This window comes from Shewanella glacialipiscicola, assembly GCF_023283485.1.
GTDB lineage: Bacteria > Pseudomonadota > Gammaproteobacteria > Enterobacterales > Shewanellaceae > Shewanella > Shewanella glacialipiscicola.
The window spans coordinates 308100-331736 of the sequence record NZ_JAKILU010000002.1 but is presented as its reverse complement, the minus strand read 5'-3'; the positions used below and the strand labels follow the sequence as shown (position 1 = coordinate 331736).

Below are 23637 nucleotides of genomic sequence, written 5' to 3'. Positions count from 1 at the left end.
TTATGTCGCCAGATAAAGAGAGACTTCTACATCTCAGCCTTTATTTTAATGCTAATATTTTACTTGTTGGCAACAAAAAATTATCTTTGATGATAATGTGGGTAAGCTTAGAAGTGGGTTGCCATTTTTAAGTTAGTTTAATGAATATTAAAAATAAAATAGCTCAAGATTATTGTGCCATTGTCATCCCTTGGGAGTTAACCAGATGAAGCATTTATCCATCAGTACTAAGTTGTTGTGGATTACTTCCGCATTGTTCCTATCGATTGTTGCAATTTTAACTATCAGTCTCTGGCAGGCATTATCTGACCAAAATGTACAGGTATCTGAACAGGTACAAAAAACACTGCAACTGGAAATCCGCGATAAGCTAGAGGCTCGAGCAGGCGAGTATGGTGAAATGGTCGCGGGGTTTATTAATGAGGCTTATCGAATTCCTTTTTCTTTTGCGGGGATTGTTGAAAGCACCGCTGAAGAATTACCCTTAAAGCGTGACAGGCTTGAGCTTGCACTTGCTGCAGTACTAAAGAAAAATGCGCAAACTTCTTCTATGTATGCTCAATTTGAACCGAATGGTTATGACGGTCTCGATAGTGAGTTTTTAAACGTAGATGTTAGCCATAGCGTCGCCTCTTCTGGTGCATTAGAAGTGTATTACACCCGTAACAGTGATGGCAGTGTAAAACATCAACAAGTGGATGATTCAGCAGAAAAATATCTCACGAGTGTGAATGAGTTTGGTGTGCGTGATGCTGAATGGTATTTATGTGCTAAAGAAACACTAACACCTTGTTTAATGGAACCTTATTTGTATGAAATTGTCCCGGGTAATAGCGAGTTAATGACCTCGTTGACCGTGCCAATCATTAAGCATAAGCAATTTATCGGTGTAATAGGTGTTGATGTTAATTTACCCGTATTCCAATCATTAATTGAACAATTAGCAAAGAGCCTTTACGACGGACAAGCTAAGGTCACATTATTGAGTAATCATGGCTTTATTGTTGCGTCCAGTTATGACAGTAAAAAAGCGCGTCCCCTATCGGAATCAATAGATCCTAAATTGGCGGCGCAAATAAGCTCATTACATAAAAATGCACAGTATATGACGCAGGGCGATGAAATTATTGTCGCTTATCCGATTAAAATCCCACTCGCTAATACTGAGTGGTCACTGGTGATACAAGTCCCTAACGCTCAAGCCTATAAAAGTTCAATTGAACTTAATAATAAAATGGATGAAATGGCCACATCACTTGGTAGCCTACTATTAATCGTGGGGTTAGTCGTATCAGTGATTGCCGTCATTACTATTAGCTTGGTGCTTCGCAGTATTATTTCACCACTGAAGATGATTCAAAATAGAGTAGAGCATCTTGCTAGCGCAGAGGGAGATTTGACCCAATCGATTGAAGTCGACTCACATGCCGAACTCATCGCGCTCGGAAAAGGCTTTAATTCCTTTATCTATAAGCTAAAAGGTCTTATTGAAGAACTTAAAATTTTAGCGAGTCGCACTCAACAAGAAAGCCAATCATCAGCCGAAATAGCCCAATTAACTCGCGATAGCGTGCAGCGTCAACATGGAGAGATTGAAAGTGTTGTGACTGCGGTAAATGAAATGAGCGCAACTGCACTCGAAGTTGCTAAAGCATCGGAACAAACTGCGGCAGAAACAGAGGCGATGTCACGCAATATTCGTATAAGTGAGCAAAGCTTAACTAAAGCAATGGATTACGTGGCGACAATGTCGAAAGAGTCATTGCAGGCTAAAGTTGCTGTCAGCAAAGTGGCTGAAAGTAGCACTAATATCAGTCGAATTCTTGAGGTGATTAGTTCGATTGCGGCACAAACAAACTTACTCGCTTTGAATGCGGCAATTGAAGCCGCACGAGCGGGTGAGCAAGGCCGTGGTTTTGCCGTCGTTGCCGATGAAGTAAGAGCATTGGCGTCAAAAACACAAAGCTCTACCGATGATATCGGCGTGCTTATCGATGCACTCCAAAAAGAAGTACATAGTGCTTCAAGTATTATCGATAAAGGGGCTGAACGGGCGCAAATGGCCGTGACTCAGACAGAGCAAGCCTTATCTTCGTTGAATTTAATGGTAAACCAAATTGAGGAAATATCAGGACAGATTACGCATATAGCAACCGCCGCTGAAGAGCAAAGCGCCGTAACTGAAGAGGTTAACCGCAATATTACGGGGATTTCAGAATCGGCATCTGAGCTTGCTCGTCTAGCCGATGAAGCACAGCGAAGCAGCGTGGTATTAGCCGATTTAGTGAAACAACAACATGAAGAATTAGGTAAGTTAAAAACCTAAAACGTCAGTTTGACGGTTTTATATGTATTTAAAAAACTCTTAGAATGAAGGCTATTCATCTAAGAGTTTTTTATTAGAGAATTTTTTTAATATCTTACGTAGTTAAAATCGTTTATGGGGAGAATCGTGCGCAGTGACTCAATAAAGGATCACTACTATTTTAGACATGAAAAAGGCGTAGTGGTGATTAACCGACTACGCCTTATCAGAATTGGTGGCCCCTCACGGACTTGAACCGTGGACCTAACGATTATGAGTCGTGTGCTCTAACCAACTGAGCTAAGGGGCCGACTAAAGACAGTCGTCACTGTCTAAAGCGGGTGGAATTATACTAAGCTTGTTTGCGCTTGTCACTGGTGTTTTTGCCTCTAATTCACCTAATTGATCCAAGTGGTTATCTGTTAATCAACTTTGTTGGTTTATCAGGCGTGCACTTAGCCATTTTATGCTCTATTACAGCTTAATGATCTTGGGGTGGACAGAGGCGTGACATAAAAAAAGCCCTGCAAGAGCAGGGCTTTATCGTTTTAGCTTAGTGGACTTTCGTCCGGCTATTCGTCTAAGAACGATTTTAAGATTTCTGAGCGTGAAGGGTGGCGAAGCTTACGCAGTGCTTTAGCCTCAATTTGTCGAATACGCTCGCGCGTTACGTCAAACTGTTTACCCACTTCTTCTAACGTATGATCGGTATTCATATCGATACCAAAACGCATACGCAGTACTTTCGCTTCACGAGCGGTTAGGCCCGCTAATACTTCGTGGGTAGCGTTTTTCAAGCTTTCGCTAGTCGCTGAATCCAGTGGTAATTCGAGGGTTGTATCCTCGATAAAATCACCTAAATGCGAATCTTCATCGTCACCGATTGGGGTTTCCATAGAGATAGGTTCTTTAGCGATTTTTAATACCTTACGGATCTTATCTTCCGGCATCATCATACGCTCAGCCAGTTCTTCAGGCGAAGGCTCACGGCCCATTTCCTGTAGCATTTGGCGAGAGATACGGTTCAGCTTGTTGATCGTTTCGATCATGTGCACTGGAATACGGATCGTACGTGCTTGGTCGGCGATAGAGCGAGTAATTGCCTGACGGATCCACCAAGTTGCGTAAGTCGAAAACTTATAACCACGACGGTATTCAAATTTATCCACAGCCTTCATCAAGCCAATATTACCTTCTTGGATTAAGTCCAAGAATTGCAGACCACGGTTGGTATATTTCTTCGCGATAGAAATTACCAGACGTAAGTTTGCTTCAACCATTTCTTTCTTCGCTCGGCGCGCTTTGGCTTCACCGATTGACATACGACGGTTGATGTCTTTAATGGCTGAAATGGCTAAACCCGTTTCTTCTTCCACTGCTGCAAGCTTAGTGCGACAACGGTTTACGTCATCTTCAACCATTCTTAGGCCTTCGGCATAAGGTTTAGTTGAGGCTTTTTCAGTGTGGAACCAATCAAGATTACTTTCGTTGCCCGTAAAGAATTTGACGAAGTTTTTCTTCGGCATTTTAGCTTGTTCAACGCATAGTTTTAATACTAAACGTTCTTGAACACGAACGCGATCCATCATAGTACGCATGCTTTTCACTAAACGATCGAACTGTTTAGGGACTAAACGAAACTCTTTGAAGATTTCGCCGATTTCGAATAAAGCTTTTACTGACTCAGGGTGTTCACGGCCCTTGGCGTCAATAATTTTTAGCGCACTTTCGTAAGCGGTTCTGAGTTGACCAAATTTTTCACGTGCCTCTTCAGGATCCGGCCCTTTGTTGCCTTCCTCTTCTTCTTCGGCATCATCGTCATCTTCTTCGTCATCTTCGTCATCTAATTGATCTTCAGATAATTCAGAGCCGATGTGAGTTGCCGTCGGTGCAACGTCATCTTCGTCTGGGTTGACAAATCCAGAAATAATATCGGATAGACGCAGTTCGTCGGCTTCAAATTGGTCGAATTGTTCAAGGATCATCGCGATCGCTTGTGGATATTCGGCTACTGAGCTTTGAACTGTGTTGATACCTTCTTCGATACGTTTGGCGATAACAATCTCGCCTTCACGGGTTAGAAGTTCAACAGTACCCATTTCACGCATGTACATGCGGACGGGATCGGTTGTGCGGCCAAGTTCGCTTTCGACTGTTGCCAGTGCGGCGGCGGCTTCTTCAGCAGCATCTTCGTCTGTATTGTCTTCTGACATCATCATGTCATCGGCATCGGGAGCTTCTTCGAAAACTCGGATACCCATGTCATTGATCATCTGGATAATATCTTCGATCTGGTCAGAATCGACCATGTCTGCAGGTAAGTGATCGTTCACTTCTGCATAGGTTAAGTAACCTTGCTCTTTACCTTTGGCAAGCAACAGCTTAAGTTGCGACTGCGGAGTATGATCCATAGATATCATCCAAGTTGGGAAACTGTTACAACGACGGACACAGAGCGTAAGCTCAATGCCGCGCAAATCGTCAATTATAGCCGCGTGCACATATCTGTGCTAGTCACGAGGATAGTGAATGAGGACATTTTTGCCTCAGTTTAACCCTTTCATGACTGAGATCAGCTTCGAGAGCTGTATCTTCTCTTCTTTAGTATGAGTCTGTTTAAGACTCAATTCCTGATATCGTTGTTCAATATATTGATTGTTCAACCAAACCAGGGTTTGTTTAAACTTTTCGAGCAGGTTTTCATCCGCCACTTGATGGTCCCATTGGGCTAATTTATGCAGAGCTCCGCTGTGGGAGTGTTCCCTGAATTTTTCAAGTAGTTGTGCGCTGTTTAACTCTTGCTCTCGAGTCATCTCCAATAACAGTGGCAGCAATTCTATGCCTGGCATCTGCAAGTGGGCTAGTGCGGGCTGTGGGGATAAACCCAATCCCAGTTTAGGATGTTGTACGAGTAATGCGATGGCAAGTCGCAATGGTGTACCACGTCCTTTTAATCCTCTATTTGCTATTGGCTTAGCTTGTTTAACGCTAAAGCCTAGCTTCTTTTTCATATCTTCTGAGCTGTTCATTCCAAGCTTGTGAGCTAAATTCTCAAGCAATAAATTTTGCAGTACAGTGTCTTGAATTTTTTCAATTAAGATAAAAGCTTGTTTCGCTAAGTTGCCTTTATCCGTACCGTATTTGGTGGCTAATGTGTCAAATAAAAACTCAGGTAGCGCAATGGCAGAACCCATTAAAACTTCAAAGGCCTCTTTACCAATTTTACGCACCATAGAATCAGGATCTTCACCCTGAGGCAGAAACATAAATCGCACTTGATCGCCCGGCTTTAATAATGGCAATGCCGTTTCTAAGGCGCGCCAAGCCGCTTCTGTACCCGCTCGGTCGCCGTCGTAACAACAAACCACTTCTTTAGCACTACGCAGTAATAGCTGAAATTGTTCAGCAGTAGTCGATGTACCTAAAGAGGCTACGGCATAATCGACGCCAAATTGCGCCAGTGCGACCACATCCATATAGCCTTCGACGATCAACACTTTGTCAGGATCGCGATGGCGTTGCTTTAGTTCATACAGACCGTAAAGCTCATTGCCCTTATGAAATATGGGCGTTTCTGGAGAATTCAAGTATTTGGGTGTGCCATCACCTAAAACTCTTCCACCAAAGCCAATCACTCGTCCGCGTCTATCGCGGATAGGAAACATAAGGCGGTCACGAAAACGGTCGTAACGTTTACCACTGTCGTTGCTAATTAACATACCGGCAGTCAGTAGTTTGTCCTGCGCATCTTGATTTTGACGATAGCGGCTTAGTAAGCCATCCCAACCGTCTGGCGCAAAACCGATACCAAAATGCTCTATTACCTCATCGGATAAGTCACGATAAGTAAGGTAATCGATAACCTTTTGTTTATCTTGGTGTTGTCTAAGTTGGTTTTGAAAGTAAAGACAAGCTTCTTCCATGAGTTGATATAAATCACGACTTAAGCCGTCGTCATGTCGCTTGCCTGTGCCTTGTTCTCTAGGAACCTCTAATCCAAGCTGGCCCGCCAGATCTTCAATGGCATCAATAAAATCGAGTCGGTCATACTCCATCACAAAATCGATGGCGTTACCGTGAGCACCGCAGCCAAAGCAATGATAAAACTGTTTATCATGGCTGACGGTAAACGAAGGTGATTTTTCGCTATGAAAAGGACAACAAGCCGAGTAGTTCTTACCCGCCTTTTTCAAGGGCACTTTACGATCGATAAGTTCGACGATGTCAGTGCGAGCGATTAGCTCATTGATAAAATCACGAGGTATTGCCATTGAATGCTTAAAATCCCGCCTTGCGCGAATTTAAACAAACAAGCCGCGCATAGGCACGGCTTGTTCATACAGTGAAACGCTAATTATTGCAATTTAGCACGGATCATAGCGCCAATAGCGCCCATGTCTGCACGTCCTTGCACTTTAGATTTCAATGCTCCCATTACTTTGCCCATATCCGCCATAGTGGATGCGCCTATTTCTAGAATAGTTGCATCGATGAGCGCCGTGATTTCCGCCTCGCTAAGAGGGGTAGGCAGGAAAGCTTCAATAACTTGAATCTCTGCTGCTTCCACGTCGGCCAAATCGTTGCGACCGGCTGCTTCAAATTGAGCAATCGAATCACGACGTTGTTTCACCATTTTGGTTAAGACCGCTATGACCTGTTCATCAGTCAGAGATTCGCGGGTATCCACTTCAATCTGTTTGATGGCGGCCAATGCCATACGAATAGCACTCAAGCGCACCTTCTCTTTGGCGAACATGGCCTGCTTCATATGGTCTTTTAGCTGATCAATTAGGCTCATATGAGATTAATATAAACGTACGCGACGTGCGTTTTCGCGAGAAAGCTTCTTAGCTAAACGTTTAACTGCAGCTGCTTTTGCGCGCTTACGTGCAGTAGTTGGCTTCTCGTAAAACTCACGAGCACGCACGTCGGCTAAAATACCAGCTTTTTCACAAGAGCGCTTGAAACGACGTAGAGCTACGTCGAATGGTTCGTTTTCACGTACTTTAATAATTGGCATACGCCATCACCCCTTAGGTGTAGGTTGTTCTGGTTCAATTGGATCGAACCAAGTCTATTTAAAATGGTGCGGAATTTTATACCGAGACACCTAGGCTTGTAAAGCCCTAAAACCGGGAACTGCCACTATAGCGGGTTCAATAATGGTTTGTGCTGCTGGAGTAATATAGCACTTACAGGTAGAATTAGCGCCCTTAATTAGACAATTGATGAGACATCATGCGGGTTCTAGGTATTGAAACATCTTGTGACGAGACAGGTATTGCCGTTTATGACGATGAGCTAGGCTTGTTATCCCACACGTTATACAGCCAAGTTAAGTTGCATGCGGACTATGGCGGTGTGGTGCCAGAGCTGGCGTCACGTGACCATGTACGTAAAATTGTGCCGCTTATCCGTCAAGCGCTGAAAGATGCGAATACTGAAATAGCTGAACTCGATGGGATTGCCTACACCAAAGGACCTGGCCTTATTGGGGCCTTGCTTGTTGGCGCTTGTGTTGGACGCTCTCTCGCTTTTGCGTGGGATAAGCCTGCTATTGGTGTGCACCACATGGAAGGGCACCTACTAGCACCTATGCTCGAGGAGAATGCGCCTGAGTTTCCTTTTGTGGCTTTATTAGTCTCCGGCGGCCACTCTATGTTGGTTAAAGTTGATGGTATTGGCCGCTATGAAGTGCTAGGCGAGTCCGTTGATGATGCTGCGGGTGAGGCGTTTGATAAAACGGCTAAGTTAATGGGACTAGATTATCCCGGTGGCCCCCGTTTAGCCAAGCTTGCCGCTAAAGGCTTACCAGCAGGTTATAAATTTCCACGTCCAATGACTGATAAACCAGGGCTTAATTTTAGCTTCTCAGGCTTAAAAACCTTTACCGCCAATACCATTGCTGCAGAGCCAGATGATGAGCAGACGCGTGCCAATATTGCCCGCGCCTTTGAAGAGGCTGTGGTTGATACGCTTGCCATTAAGTGTCGCCGCGCGCTGAAACAAACGGGTTATAACCGCCTCGTTATCGCTGGAGGCGTAAGTGCAAATACTCGCCTAAGGAAAACTTTAGCTGAAATGATGAGTTCGCTGGGTGGGCAAGTGTTTTATCCTCGTGGAGAGTTTTGTACCGATAATGGCGCCATGATTGCCTTTGCGGGATTACAACGTTTAAAAGCGGGGCAGCATGAAGATTTAACGGTTAAAGGTCAGCCAAGATGGCCGTTAGACACCTTACCTCCAGTTTTTTATTTCTAGGATTTGATGCTGCAAGTTATCGCATTACTATTACGGATGGGCATGATTCATATAGACATTATTATCCTTTGGCTAAATCGCAGGCACCTTAAACTGGGTACCTTGGATATCTAACACAATATCTCGTGGACGAATGGCGATAATCTTTAATTTTCCCGCGATCAAATCCCCTTCTTGTAACTCAGCGCCATCGACATTTAACCATCGTTGGCTTGAATCAGTAGAGTAAACATGGGCAACAATATTAAATTCAGGGACTTGCAGCTGTAATCCTGCAGGTAATTGACCATATTTAGGAATATCATCCACAGCAGTTCTAGGAATAGGATCTAATTTAGCTTCTGTAACAGGAGTTGCTGCAGCATTAGTATATTCCACTTCTTTTAATGCACTTTGAAACGTCGCCACTAAGTTATCTTCATCACGACTTTTGTTAGTTTCTAAGCCAATATCTTCCGCTGCGGCGCTCACTTGCTGGCGTAGAGCCTCAAGACTTGCTAAACCGGCTCCATTAGCGTTGGCACCTAACACCATGGTTTGCGATGCATCAACGGGTAAGGTTTGAGTGTCTGCAGCCATCGTTTCACTATTTTCAGCATCTACTTGAGCTGACGTCGACATGTAGTCAGTGTAACTGGCATCGCTTGCACTAACAGCCTGAGTATTTACATTGGCGGCATCAACCTGAGGCGCATTTGATACTACTACCCCAGATTGAAATTGCGGTATGGCGGTTAGCTCAGGTAACGTCTGTGCCCGAGGAAGCGCCACTTTCCCAGCAAAGCGAACACCTGAAGCGGCACTAGATTGCGCTTGTAATTGATCGTCAGTTTCCACAGCCTGCTGAGGCTCATTTTTTATCGCTGTCAATGATGTTGATGATAATGGATTTATCATTAAGCGACTTGCAGTCGATTCCGTTGGAGTCTGTCGAGCTTGATTCCACAGGTTTAATCCCCAAGCCGCGCCAACTCCGGCGGCAAGTGCGAGTACCAATAAAGAAATGTTGCCTATGGGTAACGTATTTTTACGTGGCTGCGGATAATTCGCCCTTGGCGTCATCACGGCATCGGGAAGCTGCGATTGTTGCTGTTGTTTATTACGGATAACGGCATCAAGTAATATGGACATTAGCGACTTGCCCCATTATCCGTTAAACGCGGCCCTTGCTGACTTAAATACAAATTTAATCTCACTAATGTTTGATTCCCTGCAATACCGTCGGCTTTTAATCCATGCTGACTTTGGAAAGCTTTAAGATCATTTTCTAATTGCACATCAAATTGGTTAACTCTGCGTGCATTACGGTTGTTTACCTGGGCTAAGGCATTTTCTAGCCATTGCAATTGTCCAGGACTCGATTTTTGACTAATATCCATCATAGGTAAATTAGGGGCTTGCCATAGTATTTCGAAGGTGCCACTAAAATGTTGATTAAACCAAGCCTTATCAACCCAAAGCTGTTGCTCTCCTAATTGCATAAGTAGTTGATCACCATCTATCGCGATCACTGCGCCATAAAAATCTTGCTGATTGTCATCGACTAAATAAACCACAGCAGGGTAATTAAGTCGGGTGAGAGACATCCAATTACCTTGCTGTTGATAGCATGCTAATCCTTGCTCAACTGCTGATTGACAGGCGGTTAAGCCTTTATAGGGCACTTTTCCCCACAGACCAAATAGCCCCGCAAAAGCGGTATCGATATTGCGACTTTGATTAATTGCCTCATTGAGCAAGCGTTGATTAGGGGTTGCACCTGGCGCCTGAGACAGCTCAGCACTTGAGTGATTAGTAGGCTCCACCCTAGGGGGGGGCGCGGTTGTATTGAGTTCTTGAGGGTTCATTTCGATAGGATCTGGCATAGGTTGAGAGACTAAATTAGTCGCTGAATTTGCGGGCTTATCAGTCAATAGCCAATAAGAAACGCCAAAAGCTATAAGCAGCACAATCACAGTCGCTGCCGGCCACAGATATTGATGTTGAGTAGGCTCAGCTTCACCTAATACTTCTACCGCAGCTTGTCTCACCATATGATGGTCAATTGGCAAGCGTGACTGCGCATAGCCGGCCATCAAGGCCCGCTCACATAAAAGGTTAATTAGTCGAGGTATGCCACCACTGTACTTTTGCAAAACCTTAATAGCTTTTCCAGTAAACAGCGGCTCAAATCGCCCCGCGACTTGCAAGCGATGTAAGACATAAAGCCCTATTTCATCTTCATTTAGCGGTAATAAATGGTAACGCGCAGTAATACGTTGCGCTAATTGACGCAACTCTTGGCGCTTTAATAACAACTGTAACTCTGGCTGGCCAATCAAGATAACTTGCAGTAATTTTTTAGTATCGGTTTCAAGATTGGTAAGCAGTCGCAGTTGCTCTAATACCTCGGGGCGTAAATGCTGCGCCTCATCAATAATTAATACCGTGTTGCGGCCTTTACTGTGATTGGCCAATAGAAATCGGCTCAAGTGATCGATCAATTGCTTGAGTGTGGGGTTATCGCCGTAGGTAATCTTCAGTTCATCACAGAGAGTTGCGAGTAACTCGAGCTCTGTTAGCGACGGATTAAGAATAAATGCGGTATCGGTATTGTCGGGTAATTGCCCAAGCAAACAGCGAGATACTGTTGTTTTTCCCGTGCCAACTTCTCCTGTTAGCAACACAAAACCGCCCGTTTCACCTAACCCGTAAGTTAAGTGGGCTAATGCCTCTCGATGCCTATCACTCAAAAACAAATAATGGGGATTGGGTGCAATTGAAAAAGGGTTGTCGCTGAGTCCATAAAAAGCCTTGTACATACCACCAATCATCCTAATTTAAAAATAACGCCCCACGTTAAAGCGTCCCAATGTTATTGTCAAAATATCCGCAACATCGATGTGACATACTCAGCATGCAAATATCTCCTGACGACTTTGCCAATCATCAATGTGAGCATGTTAAGCTATGTTTATGACACATTAGCCGAAGCAAACCCGTGAAAATATATCTCGTCGGCGGCGCAGTGCGTGACAACCTGCTCAATCTGCCAATCAAAGATAAAGATTACCTCGTCGTTGGTGCAACACCAGAACAAATGTTACAACTGGGTTACCGCCAAGTAGGTAAAGACTTTCCTGTTTTTCTACATCCTAAAAATCAACAGGAGTACGCACTGGCTCGCACCGAACGAAAAGTTGGCCTAGGGTATGGTGGTTTTAGTTGCCACGCCAGTCCTGATGTGACTTTAGAGCAAGACTTACTGCGCCGAGATCTTACCATCAATGCTATAGCACAAGACGAAGATGGCACTCTTCATGATCCCTTCAACGGGATAAAAGATCTTGCAGAACGTAAATTACGCCACGTATCAGCCGCTTTTGTTGAGGATCCGTTACGGGTATTACGTGTCGCCCGTTTTGCCGCGAGGTTTCATGCCTTAGGATTTCAAATTGCCGCAGAAACTCTGGCACTCATGCGTCAGATTAGCGAAAGTGATGAGCTTAACGCTTTAACAGCAGAACGTGTTTGGCAAGAAGTGGATAAAAGTTTAGCTGGACCACACCCCGAAGTCTTTTTTGAAGTACTGAACCAATGCGGTGCTCTGGAGGTACTATTTCCCGAGATTTTTGCTTTATTCGGTATTCCTCAACCTGAAAAATGGCATCCAGAAATCGACACGGGTGTGCATACACTGATGGTTCTCGCTCAAGCAGCTCTTCTCACTGAGGACAAAAGCGTTCGATTTGCCGCATTAGTCCATGATTTAGGTAAAGCACTCAGCCCCAAAGAGCAGTTACCAAAACATCACGGCCACGGGCAAAAAGGTTTACCGCTCATTAAAGCACTCTGCAGTCGCCTACGAGTGCCTAACGAAATGCGCGATCTGGCTTTATTAGTCAGCGACCAACACCAAAATGTGCATCAAGCATTCGAACTCAGAGCGGAAACTATCGTCAAAATATTCGATAAAGCGGATTTTTGGCGTAAGCCTGAACGCTTAGAGCAACTTATCCTAGCTTGTACTGCCGATATGCGTGGACGCACGGGCTTTGAAAACGATACATACCCGCAAGGTGCGTATTTAACGCAATGCTTTTTCGTTGCCAACAATATCGATATTGCCGCTATCATTGCAGCTGGTTTTCAGGGTTCAGAGATAAAAAATGCATTAAATTTACGTCGAATTGAAGTGGTCAGTCAGTTTAAACATCAACTGCAAACCCAATCGTCAACAAATAGCCAGTGATTTGTAACAACTTTGTAATCGCCACATCGCTTTATGGTGAAGAATGGCTCTCTTTACGATTAGAAATATTGATATCACTTCGAAAAAAAGCTTTTAAAAAAAAATTATCTGCCTATAGTGGTTAAACACATTAATATTCGTAGCAAATTAAAATAGCTATGTCATAATTAGGTAGTTTCGCTTACAAAGTAACGAAACATTCTAATCCAACCTATTTTAAGGGATTTTTTACAATGAACACAAAAGTACTGATGATTGCTGGTTTAGCAATGACTGCCCTACTAGGTGGTTGCGCAAACACTACTGCTCTAGAAGAAAGCGTTGCAACTCTGGGCAACAAAGTTGATCAATTGTCAGCTGATGTTGGCTCTCTGAAATCAGAGCAAAGCAAACTGTCTGCAGACGTTAAAGATGCTAAAGCTGCATCTATGGACGCACAAGCAGAAGCTAAACGCGCAAACGACCGTTTAGACAACGTTGCTTCTCGTTACAAGAAGTAATGATAGGTAATTTAGCTTACTATTTAGTAGGTTAAGACAAAAGGCTTAAGAAAGATGAAAGCGATAAGCACATCAATCTAAGCCTTTTTTTATGCCTGTTATTCAAGCTATTAATACTAAAGATTGTAAATGCACTAATAAAAAAACACTCAATTGGCTTCAATATCCCAAGGCATCTTTCAAGGACAATCCATTCATCCCATAAGCGTTAACTTTTATATGTTCCTATATGACTGTTCTTAATTTATCTTTTAATTAGAATCTTCGTTATTAATCTGAGCTTGTCATTTGAACTTTGAAGTATTCATAACAGTTAGCCGCGCTCATCCTTAAACATGTATTTTTATAAAATAATAATATTATTTTATAAAAGAAAAACTATTGACAAAAATTGAGGCTATATAGGAGGAATAAGCAATAAGTAGGTTGTATTTATCACAGAGAAAATAGGCCTAAAGTTAAAAAATCATCACACCCAGTCATTGCAACACAGAAGCAACATAAAAACATCAAATAGAATCATAGGCTTGAGTTATATCGCCTTTCAAAGCATATAAAAACTATAAAACTAAGCCTATGAATTATCTTAAAATTACTCCAATCAACTATGGTTTTTCGCCTATAGTGATTCACTCACATGTTTATGTGCTAAGACTAATACATAGTCAATTTCTAACGACTCAAAGTTATGGGCTTGAATATCATGCTTCATCTTGTCGGTTGCACGCCACGCATAGGGAGCCATATCCAATAGCGTTAATGCCTGCTCGCCTGTAACTGATAAGGTAAAACTCAATGGCTTAGTGCTTCTCACTGATAATGCTGAGGGTAAATTTACTTTGAAAGGTTTTTCTGCCAAGTCAGAATAAATATATTCTCTTAGCTGCCATAGATGTCGTGGCCCAGGCATAACCAGTAACATAGTCCCATCGTCTTTCAATATCCTGACAGACTCTTTTCCCTTTAATGGCCGATCAATGACCGTAATAAAATCGACACAATTATCGGCAAACGGTAATTTTTTAGAGGAGGTTAAACACAAGAACCCGGGGGTTTGTGCTTTAGCGGCAGCAAAAATGGCATTTTCTGCGTCCGCTACGCCCACGTACTGGATATTTAGCGTATTTTCGACCTCTGCCAACTTAGATGCTAAAGCACGTAGGTAGAAACCCTCAGCGCATTCATAATCTAATAAACAAGCATCCGCGGTGATAGAGCCAGTGATTATCTCTGCCAATTTATCGACCAAGGGTGCAAAGATACCTGATTCTAGCAGAAAACGCTTAGCTCTCACTTGCTCGCGCGAATCTCCAGTTGGCTTTTGGCGTTGTGGTTTAGTAAAAACCCAATAGCCTTGCTCATCCCGATCAAAGTGATGTTTATTTACACAATAAAAACCTTGGGATGCTTTGTGTTGCTTTAACGCAACTCCGCAAGTTGGACACTGATATTCGAGACCCATATAAAGCTCCAAGAATGAGTTAACGCTTCAGAAAATGAGGAAGCTTGAAGAAAAAAAATCGGGTACTTGACCCGATTCTATTATTTATTATCTAACTATGGTGGCCCAATTAGGAGGCTAAAAGAAAATAAATCCACACAACACTGCGCCTAGTGCTAATCTGTAGATCACAAACGGGGTCATTCCCATACGGCTAATAATCTTTAAAAAGTAGTGAATACAAGCATAAGCAGCAACAAATGAGACTAAAGTGCCTAAAGTTAATGCTTGATAATCAATTGGAAGTTCACTCTTTACTAAATCTTTACCGACTAAAATCGCCGCGCCTAAACTCACAGGTACTGACATTAAAAATGAAAAACGCGCAGCGGCATCTCGACTTAAACCTAACATGAGCGCCGCAGTCATAGTTGCACCTGAACGTGAAGTTCCAGGGATCAAGGCTAGTGCCTGCGCGAAACCAATTAATAATGCTTTACGCCAACCGGTCTGATACACAGTTAAATCGCGGCGTGACATTCTATCAGCCCACCACAATAACAAACCAAACACGACGGTAGTGACGGCGATCACTTCGGTATTTCGCAAATGGGTCGCAATATAATCCTTAGCTAGAAAACCAAAAAACACCGCTGGTAAGGTTGCCAGAATAATCCACCAAGCCAGCTTACTATCTTCTGATTGTTTGCCTTTAAATATACTGGCAATCCACGCATTAAACATTGTCCACAGCTCATGCCTAAAATAAATCACTACAGCAAATAATGATCCGGTATTAACCGCAACGTCAAAGGATAAACCTTGATCTTCCCAGCCTAAAAGCTGTGCAGGTAAAATTAGATGGGCAGAACTAGAAATAGGTAAAAACTCGGTTAGCCCTTGAATAAGAGCTAAAATAATAACCTGAAACGTATCCATGACAATCCTATCAATAAATTAAAACGTCAGCCCTTGAGGCCACTCAAACGTCACAGGCCAAAGCCGCTGTGAATCTTTATCATACTCTTGCCACAAACTTGCATAACTTTTGCCTGCCAAGGGATGGTTAAGCGCTGGCGCTAACTCAGCTAATGGCCATAACACAAATGCATTATTGACTATCTCAGCACGGGGCAGCACGATCGGAATTTGGCAGACAATATCGTCATAAAGCAATAAGTCTAAATCTAAGGTTCTTGGGCTAAATTTCTTAGCACCGATAAGCCGGCCGTGATTTTGCTCGATTTGCTTAAACTGCGCAACTACCGCGGCAATATTAAGATCAGTTTCAGCACTAGCAACCATGTTCAAAAAATTAGTGCCACTAAAACCAACGGCTTCGCTTTCATACATAGAAGAGAGGCTCAGTGGCCCGAAACACGCTCGCAGAGCTTTCAATCCCGCTTGTAGATGTTGTTTAGGCTCAATATTACTGCCTAAGCTGATATAAATACGTGCCATGCATATGTCCGATTTATCTGTAGATAAATATTATTTTTTAAAACCATTATGGTGCTTACATATTGAGTTAACGCGAACGCTCAATTTCAACACCAACAGAGGCTGCAGTTGCCACCGCCCCCGGTTTCATTACAGTGACTTTAACCCAAGTCACCTTAAATTCTTGCAACAAACAATCGGCAACTCGCTCAGCAACGGTTTCTATTAATTCAATAGGTTGCTCTGTAATAAGTTGAGTTAATCGATTCGAAACTGTCTCATAACAAAGCGCAAATTGATAATCATCGGTCGCTGCGGCAGGTTTGATGTCCCACGCCATATCAAGATCTAGTAATAGACTCTGATGGATTTTTTTTTCCCACTCATAAACACCAATCACTGTATCAATACGTAATTGACGTATAAGTACCTTATCCATACATTCTCCAACGACTTATGATATTGAGGTCTGATAAGTTCAAAGCGATTCTCGCTGTATAATCCGCAATCTTCTGACAGAACACTAATTTACTTTCTACTCAAGCCGATCCACAGTAGGATAACGTCCTAAAAGGATTTGCTCATTCAGAAAATATCTGTGTACTAAAGCATGTCGCTGATAACACAGACCGATAGCGGAATTGATAACTGAGTTAGCTTTTTAAATTGTTGCGCGATAATACCTTAAGACGCGTAAGGAAACCAATGTGAGTCCATTAACACTGACACTTTTGATGATGCTAGCCGCCTATTTGGCAGGCTCGATTTCAAGTGCCGTGCTGGTTTGTAAAATGAGGGGGTTACCGGACCCAAGATTGCATGGGTCGGGCAACCCAGGGGCTACCAACGTCTTACGGATTGGCGGTGCTGGTGCCGCTGCAGCAGTGCTGTTTTTCGATATGCTCAAAGGCGCCCTACCTTCTTATTTAGCCTATCTTATGGGTATAGATGCCGTATCTCTTGGGCTAATCGCCATCGCGGCCTGCCTTGGACACATTTATCCCGTGTTTTTTGGTTTTAAAGGCGGTAAAGGGGTTGCAACCGCCTTTGGTGCTATGGCCCCGATTGGTGATGATTTGGCTATTTGCTTAATGGCATCTTGGGTCATTTTGTTACTTATTAGCCGCTACTCCTCCCTTGCCGCTATTCTTACTGCCTTACTTGCACCACTCTATACTTGGCTATTAGATGACAGATTCACCATTCCCGTAGCCATGTTATCGACTCTCATCATTATTAGGCATAAGGACAATATCCAGCGGTTGCTCAAGGGGGAAGAATCTAAGTTGTCGCGCAAAAAACGCCCTAAGACACCGTAGTGATAAATATAATACTTAAAAATAAAAACTGCGCTTAATGCGTAATGCCGTTCACCCTTAAGTGAACGGCATTACGATTGGCGTCCTTTTTATTTTAGATATACAGACTTAGCTTGCCGCTTTCATGCTCGCTAATACGCGGTCAGCCGCTTCTAAGGTTAAGCGCATTTCTTCATCGCCGTGGGCCATTGATAGGAAACCGGCTTCATAGGCACTAGGTGCTAAGTAAACGCCTTCATCTAACATGCCGTGGTAGAAAATACGGAACTGCTCGATATTGCATTGGATCACTTGGTCGAAACGGGTAATTTCCGGTTGTTCTGTGAAGAAGAAACCGAACATGCCGCCAACATAGTTGATCGCCATTGGAATACCGTGCTTATCTGCCGCCGCTTTAAACCCCTCGGCGATACGTTTGGTTTTAGCGCTTAAGGCTTCGTACAGACCTTCTTCACACAGGGCATCCATTTGTGCCAGACCCGCTGACATTGCAATAGGGTTACCTGATAACGTGCCCGCTTGGTAAACCGGGCCCGTCGGTGCGATAAATTGCATCACATCTTTACGTCCACCAAATGCACCCACCGGCATACCGCCACCAATGACTTTACCTAGCGTAGTTAAGTCAGGCGTTACGCCGTAATAACCCTGTGCACCACTTTTTGATACGCGAAAGCCTGTCATCACTTCATCGATAATCAGTAAAGCACCAAACTCATCACAAATATCCCGTAGACCTTGCAAGAAGCCAGGGATAGGTGGAATGCAGTTCATGTTGCCAGCAACAGGCTCGATGATGATGCAAGAAATGTCAGTTGGATACTGCTCGAACAAGGTTCTGACTGAATCTAAGTCGTTATACACCGCAGTTAAGGTGTGCTTGGCGAAATCTTCAGGAATACCGGGTGAACTAGGTTGGCCTAAGGTTAGTGCGCCAGAACCGGCTTTAACTAACAGGCAATCTGCGTGGCCATGGTAACAGCCTTCAAATTTTAAAATTTTGTCACGGTTGGTAAAACCACGGGCTAAACGAATAGCACTCATGGTGGCTTCTGTGCCTGAACTCACCATGCGCACTTGCTCGATAGACGGCACCATAGAGATGACTTTTTCGGCCATTTGCACTTCAAGCTCAGTTGGCGCGCCAAAAGACAAACCATTTTCAACGGCAGCTAATACTGCAGCACGGATTTTAGGATGGTTATGACCGAGGATCATCGGTCCCCAAGAGCCAACGTAATCGATATAAGCTTTACCGTCAGCATCATAAATATAAGCGCCGTTTGCTTTTTCAATAAACAGGGGTGAACCACCTACACCATTAAAAGCACGAACCGGGGAGTTTACACCGCCGGGGATGGTTTTTTTAGCTTGTTCAAATAGGGTTTCAGAACGGGTCATTCTATATCCTTAAAGTGAGTCGCCAGATTTTAAATCGGCGTTTTGTAAGTACCAATTAACTGGACATTTGTATTGTTCAAATTGTGAACCAACACCCAATGTCAGTACAAGCGGTGTCATGCGAATTAAAAATCCGTTATTTGCCAGTCTAAAGGTGGCTAAATTAGGATGACTATCTAACTTATTTACCTGTGTTCTATAGCCTTTATAGCGGATACTTGACCACAGTATTTGCAATGTTTTGTATCAATATTTAGGTTTAAGCGCTCTTATACCATGATATTTATTCGCCTTCCCCTGTAGTGGGATTGGCTCTTCTTGAATTCGTGCAGGGTAGAGTATATCAGGCTGATCTAAATTTCCGTCAAGTCGTTCCGTTATTGTGATCTTATACTCAGCATTTGCAATGATCATCGATCACATAATCAGGCATTGGCAACGCTTAAAGGAGGCCAGTATTAATTGCCATCTTGCCATTAGTGGCTTAACGATATTTTTGTACTGGGTACTTTCTGGCGTATTGGGAAAATGGCTTGTTTTAGGTGTGAACGTTTAATGGGAAGGCGGGGTGCTGATGTACAAATCCAGCTTATGAGTATAGTGAGTGATAAGTTTGAGATGAATTAACCATATAAGTAGTTAATTCATCTCGGTCAATCTAATGTTTAACCTCTGCTAAGGTTAAACACGTTCTGTGACGATTTCCCGCGAAAACACTTTTTCACAGTATTTGCACTTTAGGAATACATCTTCTTTTTTGGCAATAATAGTAAAACTACTGTCGACAGGCTCATTATGAGTAATACAGTTGCTATTAGGGCACTTGAAAATTGAATTGATTTTCTCCGGGAGTGACAAGGTGAGTTTTTTAACAACCTCATAATTTTCTATTTGGTTTACCGTTGCATTGGGCGCATATAAGGCCAGTTGGTTAGCCTGATCGGTATTGATAAATACGTTCTCAATCTTAATCAGATCTTTGGCACCTAAAGCTGAAGATGGAAGGTTAAGGCCTATCGTTACACGTTGGTTAGTTTTATGCATTTTGAATAGTTTAAGTACCTTTATTCCCACGTTTGCGGGAATATGGTCGATAACAGAACCATTTTTTATTGCTTCAACCAGTTGGGTTTCCTTAGGCATAGCGTTTATCTCCTGCTTATAGTTGTTCGTTGAGTACAAGTGCCAGTAGCGCTTCACGCGCGTAAACCCCGTTTTCAGCTTGCTGAAAGTAGTAAGCGTGTTTGGTTTTATCTACGTCGACGGTAATTTCATCTATACGTGGTAATGGGTGCAATACCTTTAGGTTATTTGGCGCGTCAGCTAGCATTGAAGCGGTTAGGACGTAAGCGGCTTTAATGTGCACGTACTCTGATTCGTCCAAACGCTCTTTCTGCACGCGAGTCATATACAGTATGTCTAGCTTAGGGATCACTTCTTCCATAGTGGCATGCAGACTATAATTGATACCTGCTTGGTTTAACTCTTCGCAAATATAATCAGGCATAGCCAAAATTTCGGGTGCGATGAAAAAGAAGTTAATGTTATTAAACTTTGATAGCGCTTGAGCCAGAGAATGCACAGTACGGCCATACTTTAGATCGCCGACGAATGCGATGTTCAAGTTATCTAGCCGTCCTTGGGTTTCAAAGATTGAAAATAGGTCTAATAGGGTTTGTGTTGGGTGTTGATTTGCTCCATCGCCACCGTTAACTACGGGGACACCGTGGGAGAATTCAGAGGCTAAACGTGCTGAGCCCTCCTGCGGGTGACGTATAACAAAAGCATCGACGTAAGAAGATATCACTTGGACTGAGTCAGCCAGAGTTTCCCCTTTGTTAGCTAACGAGGTGTTGCCGCCATTATCAAAACCAATCACAGTGCCACCAAGGCGCTGTATTGCGGTTTCGAAAGAGAGGCGGGTACGTGTTGATGGTTCAAAAAAACAGCATGCCACGACTTTATTTTTTAATAATTGTGGATTGGGTTCTGCTTTTAATTTTCCAGCAGTTTCAACGATCAGTTCAAGTTCACTCCGAGTTAATTCCGGAATGGATATGATGTGTTTTTGAAACAACGAATTGGCCATGGCTTCTCTTCCCTATATATAGATAACTGATATAAATGGTTTTAAATTTTTTAGGTCGCACTGACATCCAAGTTACCTTGTGAATGTATCTTACAAATTAAGCTTTAAAACGGTTTTATCTGACGCAAAAAGTAGACAAAAAAAAGCCCCCTTAAATAAGGAGGCTTTTTTTGAAATCGAAAAACAGAACAATAATACCAATGCAGCTTCTCGACGGTAATGAATCAAGTTGTACTTAGCTGCCCAGTTCATTGTTAAACCCTGTTCCGAAAAATTCCGAAGGATTATACGCCCATTTCTTGTGTTCGCAAGCATTTGCATTACCCCGTCATTTTGTTGGTTAAACACTTGAAAAAGAGATACCTTCCTGAGCGATTTACCTCAGTAGCTGAGTCATCAGTTCATTTTCATTATTGGCATCATTAATAATGAAGGCTTCTGATGATACGCATTTATGTATACCGTTATCGACTAAATGCTATCGGCTAAGTGCTACATAGCGGTATTGCACCGGCAAGGTTTGGCACTTTTTTATCTTGCTGAGATGTTTTTATCATCTTCGTCGTAGAATTTAAGGCTTGTTAAATCAATGGCAACATCAGCTGTAGAGCCATGCTTCAGTGTGATATTCGGTTTTTGCGGTCTTAGCGTGTTTAGTTCACAAGGTAAGTGATTTTTTAATATTATCAGCTATTTATTTTGATTTTACGGTTAAAGTCTTACTGGTTTATCTAAGCACACTAACGGCAAATGCTTCGAGAGATTTAGCAAAAAACCTTTACTAATAGTATGACGTGACTCTCATCACACTTCATTTTGTTACTTGCAAACGTTAGCAGTCAGCCTAAGGGTGAGGTTGAACACGTTAAATAACCTTGAACTCAGTCTGTGTTAATTAATTGTTTTTACATTGTTATTTTATGGTTGTTTTATGTTTGATTTTGCGACTGTATCATTAAGTCTAATCTTGCCTATTTAGTTTTCTAATTTATTGACTCGCCTTAATTTTGTTAACCTTTGGGTGTTCGCTATTAACTCCAATTAAATAATTAAATCACAATAGGACAGCTATATGGACATAAGTGATGTTTGGCGTAAAGGTGATTGGGCGGCCTTCTTTGGCCTGTTTACCAATAATTTAACCAATTTACTGACGATGATGGGCTTGTTACTTTTTGTCGTCGGTTTACCAAAAGAATTTGTTATGGGGCAGGTCGTCCCGGCGTTTGGCTTAGCCGTGATGTGTGCCAGTATTTTTTATGCTTGGTTTGCCTATAAATTGAAAAAGGAAACCGGCCGCGATGATGTGACGGCCTTACCATCTGGTCCGAGTGCCCCGTCTATTTTTACCGTTACCTTCCTCGTGATTATGCCTGTTTATCACTCGACGCAAGATGCGGCGTTTGCAATTCAAATCGCATTAGTTTGGTGTTTTGTTGAGGCGATGATTCTATTAGTCGGCTCATTCTTCGGTGATACCATCCGTCGTATCGTACCTCGCACAGTGCTGTTGTCTTGTTTGGCGGGCTTAGGCCTTACACTGTTGGCGCTCAATCCGATGTTGCAAGCATTCTCAACGCCTGTTGTGTCGTTTGTAGTGCTGGGTATTATCTTTATCAACTGGTTCGGTAAAAAAACCGCTGTTTCCTAAAATCCCCACTGGCTTGTTATTGATTATTGTTGGTACCGCGCTGGCTTGGTTATTTGGTTTGCAATCACCCGATGCGATTATTGCCTCACTATCGGATGCGGGTTTCAACCCTCCACAATTCCATATCGACAGCTTTATCCAAGGTGTGCCACACGCCTTACCTTATTTGGCATCCGCTGTGCCACTAGGTTTGGCCAATTATGTATTTGACCTTGAAAATATTGAAAGTGCTGATGCCGCGGGTGACTCTTACCCGACACGTAAAATCATGATGGTTAACGGCTGTGCATCAATGCTCGGTGCGTTTATGGGTAACCCTTTTCCTGTCACTGTGTATGTGGGTCATGCCGCTTATAAAGAGATGGGTGCGAGTATAGGTTACACCTTGTTTAATGGTGTGATTATGTTCTTCGTGTGTCTATTTGGTTTAGGTGCACTGTTACTGAGCCTTATCCCTGGTGCTGCTATTGCACCAATATTAGTCTACATCGGTATTGTGACGGCTAACCAAGTCGTACGTGAAACGCCTAAATTGGAAGTACCTGCAATCTTCGTTTGTTTATTCCCATGGATTGGCTACTGGGCACTATCTTTATTCAAAAATACTTTGGCAACTGCCGGTACGAATGCCCAAGAGGTAGGGATAGAAGCGTTAGCGGCAAAAGGAATTTATTACCAAGGCATGGTGGGCTTAGGTAATGGTGCGCCGCTTGCGAGTTTGCTGTGGGGCTGTATGGTGGTTTTTGCTATCAATAATACCCCCCTTCGCGCCGTGGTTGCTGCCTTAGTTGCTGCAGGTTTAGCACTGGTGGGGTTCATCCATGCCAATGGCGTTGGCTTTGCTCAACCGGAATCTATGATGTTTGTTTACTCCTATTTGATGATGGCGACTCTGTTTGGGGTGAAACATTTTTACAACCTTAAAGAGAGTGTAAGCGAGCCTGTTAGCCAACCACTGCCTATTATCCCAGCAACTAAAGCCACTGAAGCCGCTTGAGG

Annotated in this window: 20 protein-coding genes and 1 tRNA gene; 7 read left to right on the top strand and 14 right to left on the bottom strand. The window is 43.1% G+C overall.

Features of this window, described 5'->3' with window-relative positions:
• The first annotated feature begins 205 nt into the window (after positions 1–205).
• Positions 206–2326 carry a methyl-accepting chemotaxis protein gene (locus tag L2717_RS02935; protein WP_220772941.1) on the top strand — a complete coding sequence of 707 codons (2121 nt, stop codon included), beginning with the start codon at positions 206–208 and terminating at the stop codon, positions 2324–2326.
• A gap of 212 nt (positions 2327–2538) precedes the next feature.
• Here L2717_RS02935 and L2717_RS02930 read toward each other — a convergent pair.
• From L2717_RS02930 to rpsU, 5 genes are all read right to left on the bottom strand, one after another.
• Positions 2539–2615: transfer RNA gene (locus L2717_RS02930), tRNA-Ile, on the bottom strand.
• 262 nt (positions 2616–2877) lie between these two features.
• Entirely contained in the window at positions 2878–4716 is a 1839-nt protein-coding gene (gene rpoD / locus L2717_RS02925; RefSeq protein ID WP_143562195.1) for an RNA polymerase sigma factor RpoD, read from the bottom strand.
• 135 nt (positions 4717–4851) lie between these two features.
• On the bottom strand, positions 4852–6576 hold the full coding sequence (gene dnaG / locus L2717_RS02920; protein WP_220772939.1) for a DNA primase: 1725 nt from the start codon (positions 6574–6576) through the stop codon (positions 4852–4854).
• Between the two features lie 83 nt (positions 6577–6659).
• The gene (locus L2717_RS02915; RefSeq protein ID WP_076496994.1) at positions 6660–7103 is read right to left on the bottom strand and encodes a GatB/YqeY domain-containing protein; all 444 of its coding nucleotides are present in this window, start codon (positions 7101–7103) and stop codon (positions 6660–6662) included.
• A 6-nt stretch (positions 7104–7109) separates the two neighbouring features.
• Positions 7110–7325, bottom strand: coding sequence for a 30S ribosomal protein S21 (gene rpsU / locus L2717_RS02910; RefSeq protein ID WP_006080725.1), 216 nt, complete (start codon positions 7323–7325; stop codon positions 7110–7112).
• Positions 7326–7543: 218 nt separating this feature from the next.
• Here rpsU and tsaD point away from each other — a divergent pair, with 218 nt between their 5' ends.
• A complete protein-coding gene (gene tsaD / locus L2717_RS02905) occupies positions 7544–8566 on the top strand; it encodes a tRNA (adenosine(37)-N6)-threonylcarbamoyltransferase complex transferase subunit TsaD (RefSeq protein WP_220772938.1) in 1023 nt (340 codons plus the stop codon).
• Between the two features lie 72 nt (positions 8567–8638).
• On the opposite strand, the gene L2717_RS02900 is transcribed toward tsaD, so the two are convergent.
• Entirely contained in the window at positions 8639–9697 is a 1059-nt protein-coding gene (locus L2717_RS02900) for a general secretion pathway protein GspB (protein WP_220772937.1), read from the bottom strand.
• The gene (locus L2717_RS02895; protein ID WP_220772936.1) at positions 9697–11367 is read right to left on the bottom strand and encodes an ExeA family protein; all 1671 of its coding nucleotides are present in this window, start codon (positions 11365–11367) and stop codon (positions 9697–9699) included. Before L2717_RS02895 ends, L2717_RS02900 begins: the two co-directional genes overlap by 1 nt.
• 179 nt (positions 11368–11546) lie before the next feature.
• Here L2717_RS02895 and L2717_RS02890 point away from each other — a divergent pair, with 179 nt between their 5' ends.
• Complete coding sequence (locus tag L2717_RS02890; RefSeq protein WP_220772935.1) at positions 11547–12797, top strand: multifunctional CCA addition/repair protein; 1251 nt, start codon at positions 11547–11549, stop codon at positions 12795–12797.
• 233 nt (positions 12798–13030) lie between these two features.
• Positions 13031–13297: an Lpp/OprI family alanine-zipper lipoprotein gene (locus tag L2717_RS02885; protein WP_220772934.1), complete on the top strand. Its 267-nt coding sequence runs from the start codon at positions 13031–13033 to the stop codon at positions 13295–13297.
• Between the two features lie 619 nt (positions 13298–13916).
• Here the strand turns inward: L2717_RS02885 and L2717_RS02880 are convergent.
• The 4 genes from L2717_RS02880 to folB all read right to left on the bottom strand — a co-directional run bounded on the left by L2717_RS02880 (position 13917) and on the right by folB (position 16617).
• Positions 13917–14759: a class I SAM-dependent methyltransferase gene (locus L2717_RS02880; RefSeq protein WP_220774760.1), complete on the bottom strand. Its 843-nt coding sequence runs from the start codon at positions 14757–14759 to the stop codon at positions 13917–13919.
• A gap of 117 nt (positions 14760–14876) precedes the next feature.
• A complete protein-coding gene (locus tag L2717_RS02875; RefSeq protein WP_220774761.1) occupies positions 14877–15677 on the bottom strand; it encodes an undecaprenyl-diphosphate phosphatase in 801 nt (266 codons plus the stop codon).
• Between the two features lie 18 nt (positions 15678–15695).
• Complete coding sequence (gene folK, locus L2717_RS02870) at positions 15696–16199, bottom strand: 2-amino-4-hydroxy-6-hydroxymethyldihydropteridine diphosphokinase (RefSeq protein ID WP_220774762.1); 504 nt, start codon at positions 16197–16199, stop codon at positions 15696–15698.
• 67 nt (positions 16200–16266) lie between these two features.
• Entirely contained in the window at positions 16267–16617 is a 351-nt protein-coding gene (gene folB, locus L2717_RS02865; RefSeq protein WP_220774763.1) for a dihydroneopterin aldolase, read from the bottom strand.
• Between the two features lie 268 nt (positions 16618–16885).
• Here folB and plsY point away from each other — a divergent pair, with 268 nt between their 5' ends.
• Positions 16886–17497: a glycerol-3-phosphate 1-O-acyltransferase PlsY gene (plsY, locus tag L2717_RS02860; protein WP_220774764.1), complete on the top strand. Its 612-nt coding sequence runs from the start codon at positions 16886–16888 to the stop codon at positions 17495–17497.
• Positions 17498–17605: 108 nt separating this feature from the next.
• On the opposite strand, the gene hemL is transcribed toward plsY, so the two are convergent.
• The 3 genes from hemL to pyrB all read right to left on the bottom strand — a co-directional run bounded on the left by hemL (position 17606) and on the right by pyrB (position 20987).
• Positions 17606–18898, bottom strand: a complete 1293-nt coding sequence (gene hemL / locus L2717_RS02855) for a glutamate-1-semialdehyde 2,1-aminomutase (protein ID WP_220774765.1) — start codon at positions 18896–18898, stop codon at positions 17606–17608.
• 681 nt (positions 18899–19579) lie between these two features.
• On the bottom strand, positions 19580–20041 hold the full coding sequence (gene pyrI, locus L2717_RS02850; protein WP_220774766.1) for an aspartate carbamoyltransferase regulatory subunit: 462 nt from the start codon (positions 20039–20041) through the stop codon (positions 19580–19582).
• Between the two features lie 16 nt (positions 20042–20057).
• On the bottom strand, positions 20058–20987 hold the full coding sequence (gene pyrB / locus L2717_RS02845; RefSeq protein ID WP_220774767.1) for an aspartate carbamoyltransferase: 930 nt from the start codon (positions 20985–20987) through the stop codon (positions 20058–20060).
• Between the two features lie 1072 nt (positions 20988–22059).
• Here pyrB and L2717_RS02840 point away from each other — a divergent pair.
• Positions 22060–22638, top strand: a complete 579-nt coding sequence (locus tag L2717_RS02840; protein ID WP_220774998.1) for a hypothetical protein — start codon at positions 22060–22062, stop codon at positions 22636–22638.
• A 19-nt stretch (positions 22639–22657) separates the two neighbouring features.
• Positions 22658–23635 carry a hypothetical protein gene (locus L2717_RS02835; protein WP_220774999.1) on the top strand — a complete coding sequence of 326 codons (978 nt, stop codon included), beginning with the start codon at positions 22658–22660 and terminating at the stop codon, positions 23633–23635.
• Positions 23636–23637: the final 2 nt, after the last annotated feature.

Coding starts and splice junctions, on each gene's coding strand:
- L2717_RS02935 (WP_220772941.1), top strand. CDS start 206: ATGAAGCATTTATCCATCAGTACTAAGTTGTTGTGGATTACTTCCGCA.
- L2717_RS02885 (WP_220772934.1), top strand. CDS start 13,031: ATGAACACAAAAGTACTGATGATTGCTGGTTTAGCAATGACTGCCCTA.
- L2717_RS02900 (WP_220772937.1), bottom strand. CDS start 9,697: ATGTCCATATTACTTGATGCCGTTATCCGTAATAAACAACAGCAACAA.
- tsaD (WP_220772938.1), top strand. CDS start 7,544: ATGCGGGTTCTAGGTATTGAAACATCTTGTGACGAGACAGGTATTGCC.
- rpoD (WP_143562195.1), bottom strand. CDS start 4,716: ATGGATCATACTCCGCAGTCGCAACTTAAGCTGTTGCTTGCCAAAGGT.
- hemL (WP_220774765.1), bottom strand. CDS start 18,898: ATGACCCGTTCTGAAACCCTATTTGAACAAGCTAAAAAAACCATCCCC.
- rpsU (WP_006080725.1), bottom strand. CDS start 7,325: ATGCCAATTATTAAAGTACGTGAAAACGAACCATTCGACGTAGCTCTA.
- folB (WP_220774763.1), bottom strand. CDS start 16,617: ATGGATAAGGTACTTATACGTCAATTACGTATTGATACAGTGATTGGT.
- dnaG (WP_220772939.1), bottom strand. CDS start 6,576: ATGGCAATACCTCGTGATTTTATCAATGAGCTAATCGCTCGCACTGAC.
- pyrB (WP_220774767.1), bottom strand. CDS start 20,987: ATGGCCAATTCGTTGTTTCAAAAACACATCATATCCATTCCGGAATTA.
- L2717_RS02915 (WP_076496994.1), bottom strand. CDS start 7,103: ATGAGCCTAATTGATCAGCTAAAAGACCATATGAAGCAGGCCATGTTC.
- L2717_RS02840 (WP_220774998.1), top strand. CDS start 22,060: ATGGACATAAGTGATGTTTGGCGTAAAGGTGATTGGGCGGCCTTCTTT.
- pyrI (WP_220774766.1), bottom strand. CDS start 20,041: ATGCCTAAGGAAACCCAACTGGTTGAAGCAATAAAAAATGGTTCTGTT.
- folK (WP_220774762.1), bottom strand. CDS start 16,199: ATGGCACGTATTTATATCAGCTTAGGCAGTAATATTGAGCCTAAACAA.
- L2717_RS02880 (WP_220774760.1), bottom strand. CDS start 14,759: ATGGGTCTCGAATATCAGTGTCCAACTTGCGGAGTTGCGTTAAAGCAA.
- L2717_RS02895 (WP_220772936.1), bottom strand. CDS start 11,367: ATGTACAAGGCTTTTTATGGACTCAGCGACAACCCTTTTTCAATTGCA.
- L2717_RS02875 (WP_220774761.1), bottom strand. CDS start 15,677: ATGGATACGTTTCAGGTTATTATTTTAGCTCTTATTCAAGGGCTAACC.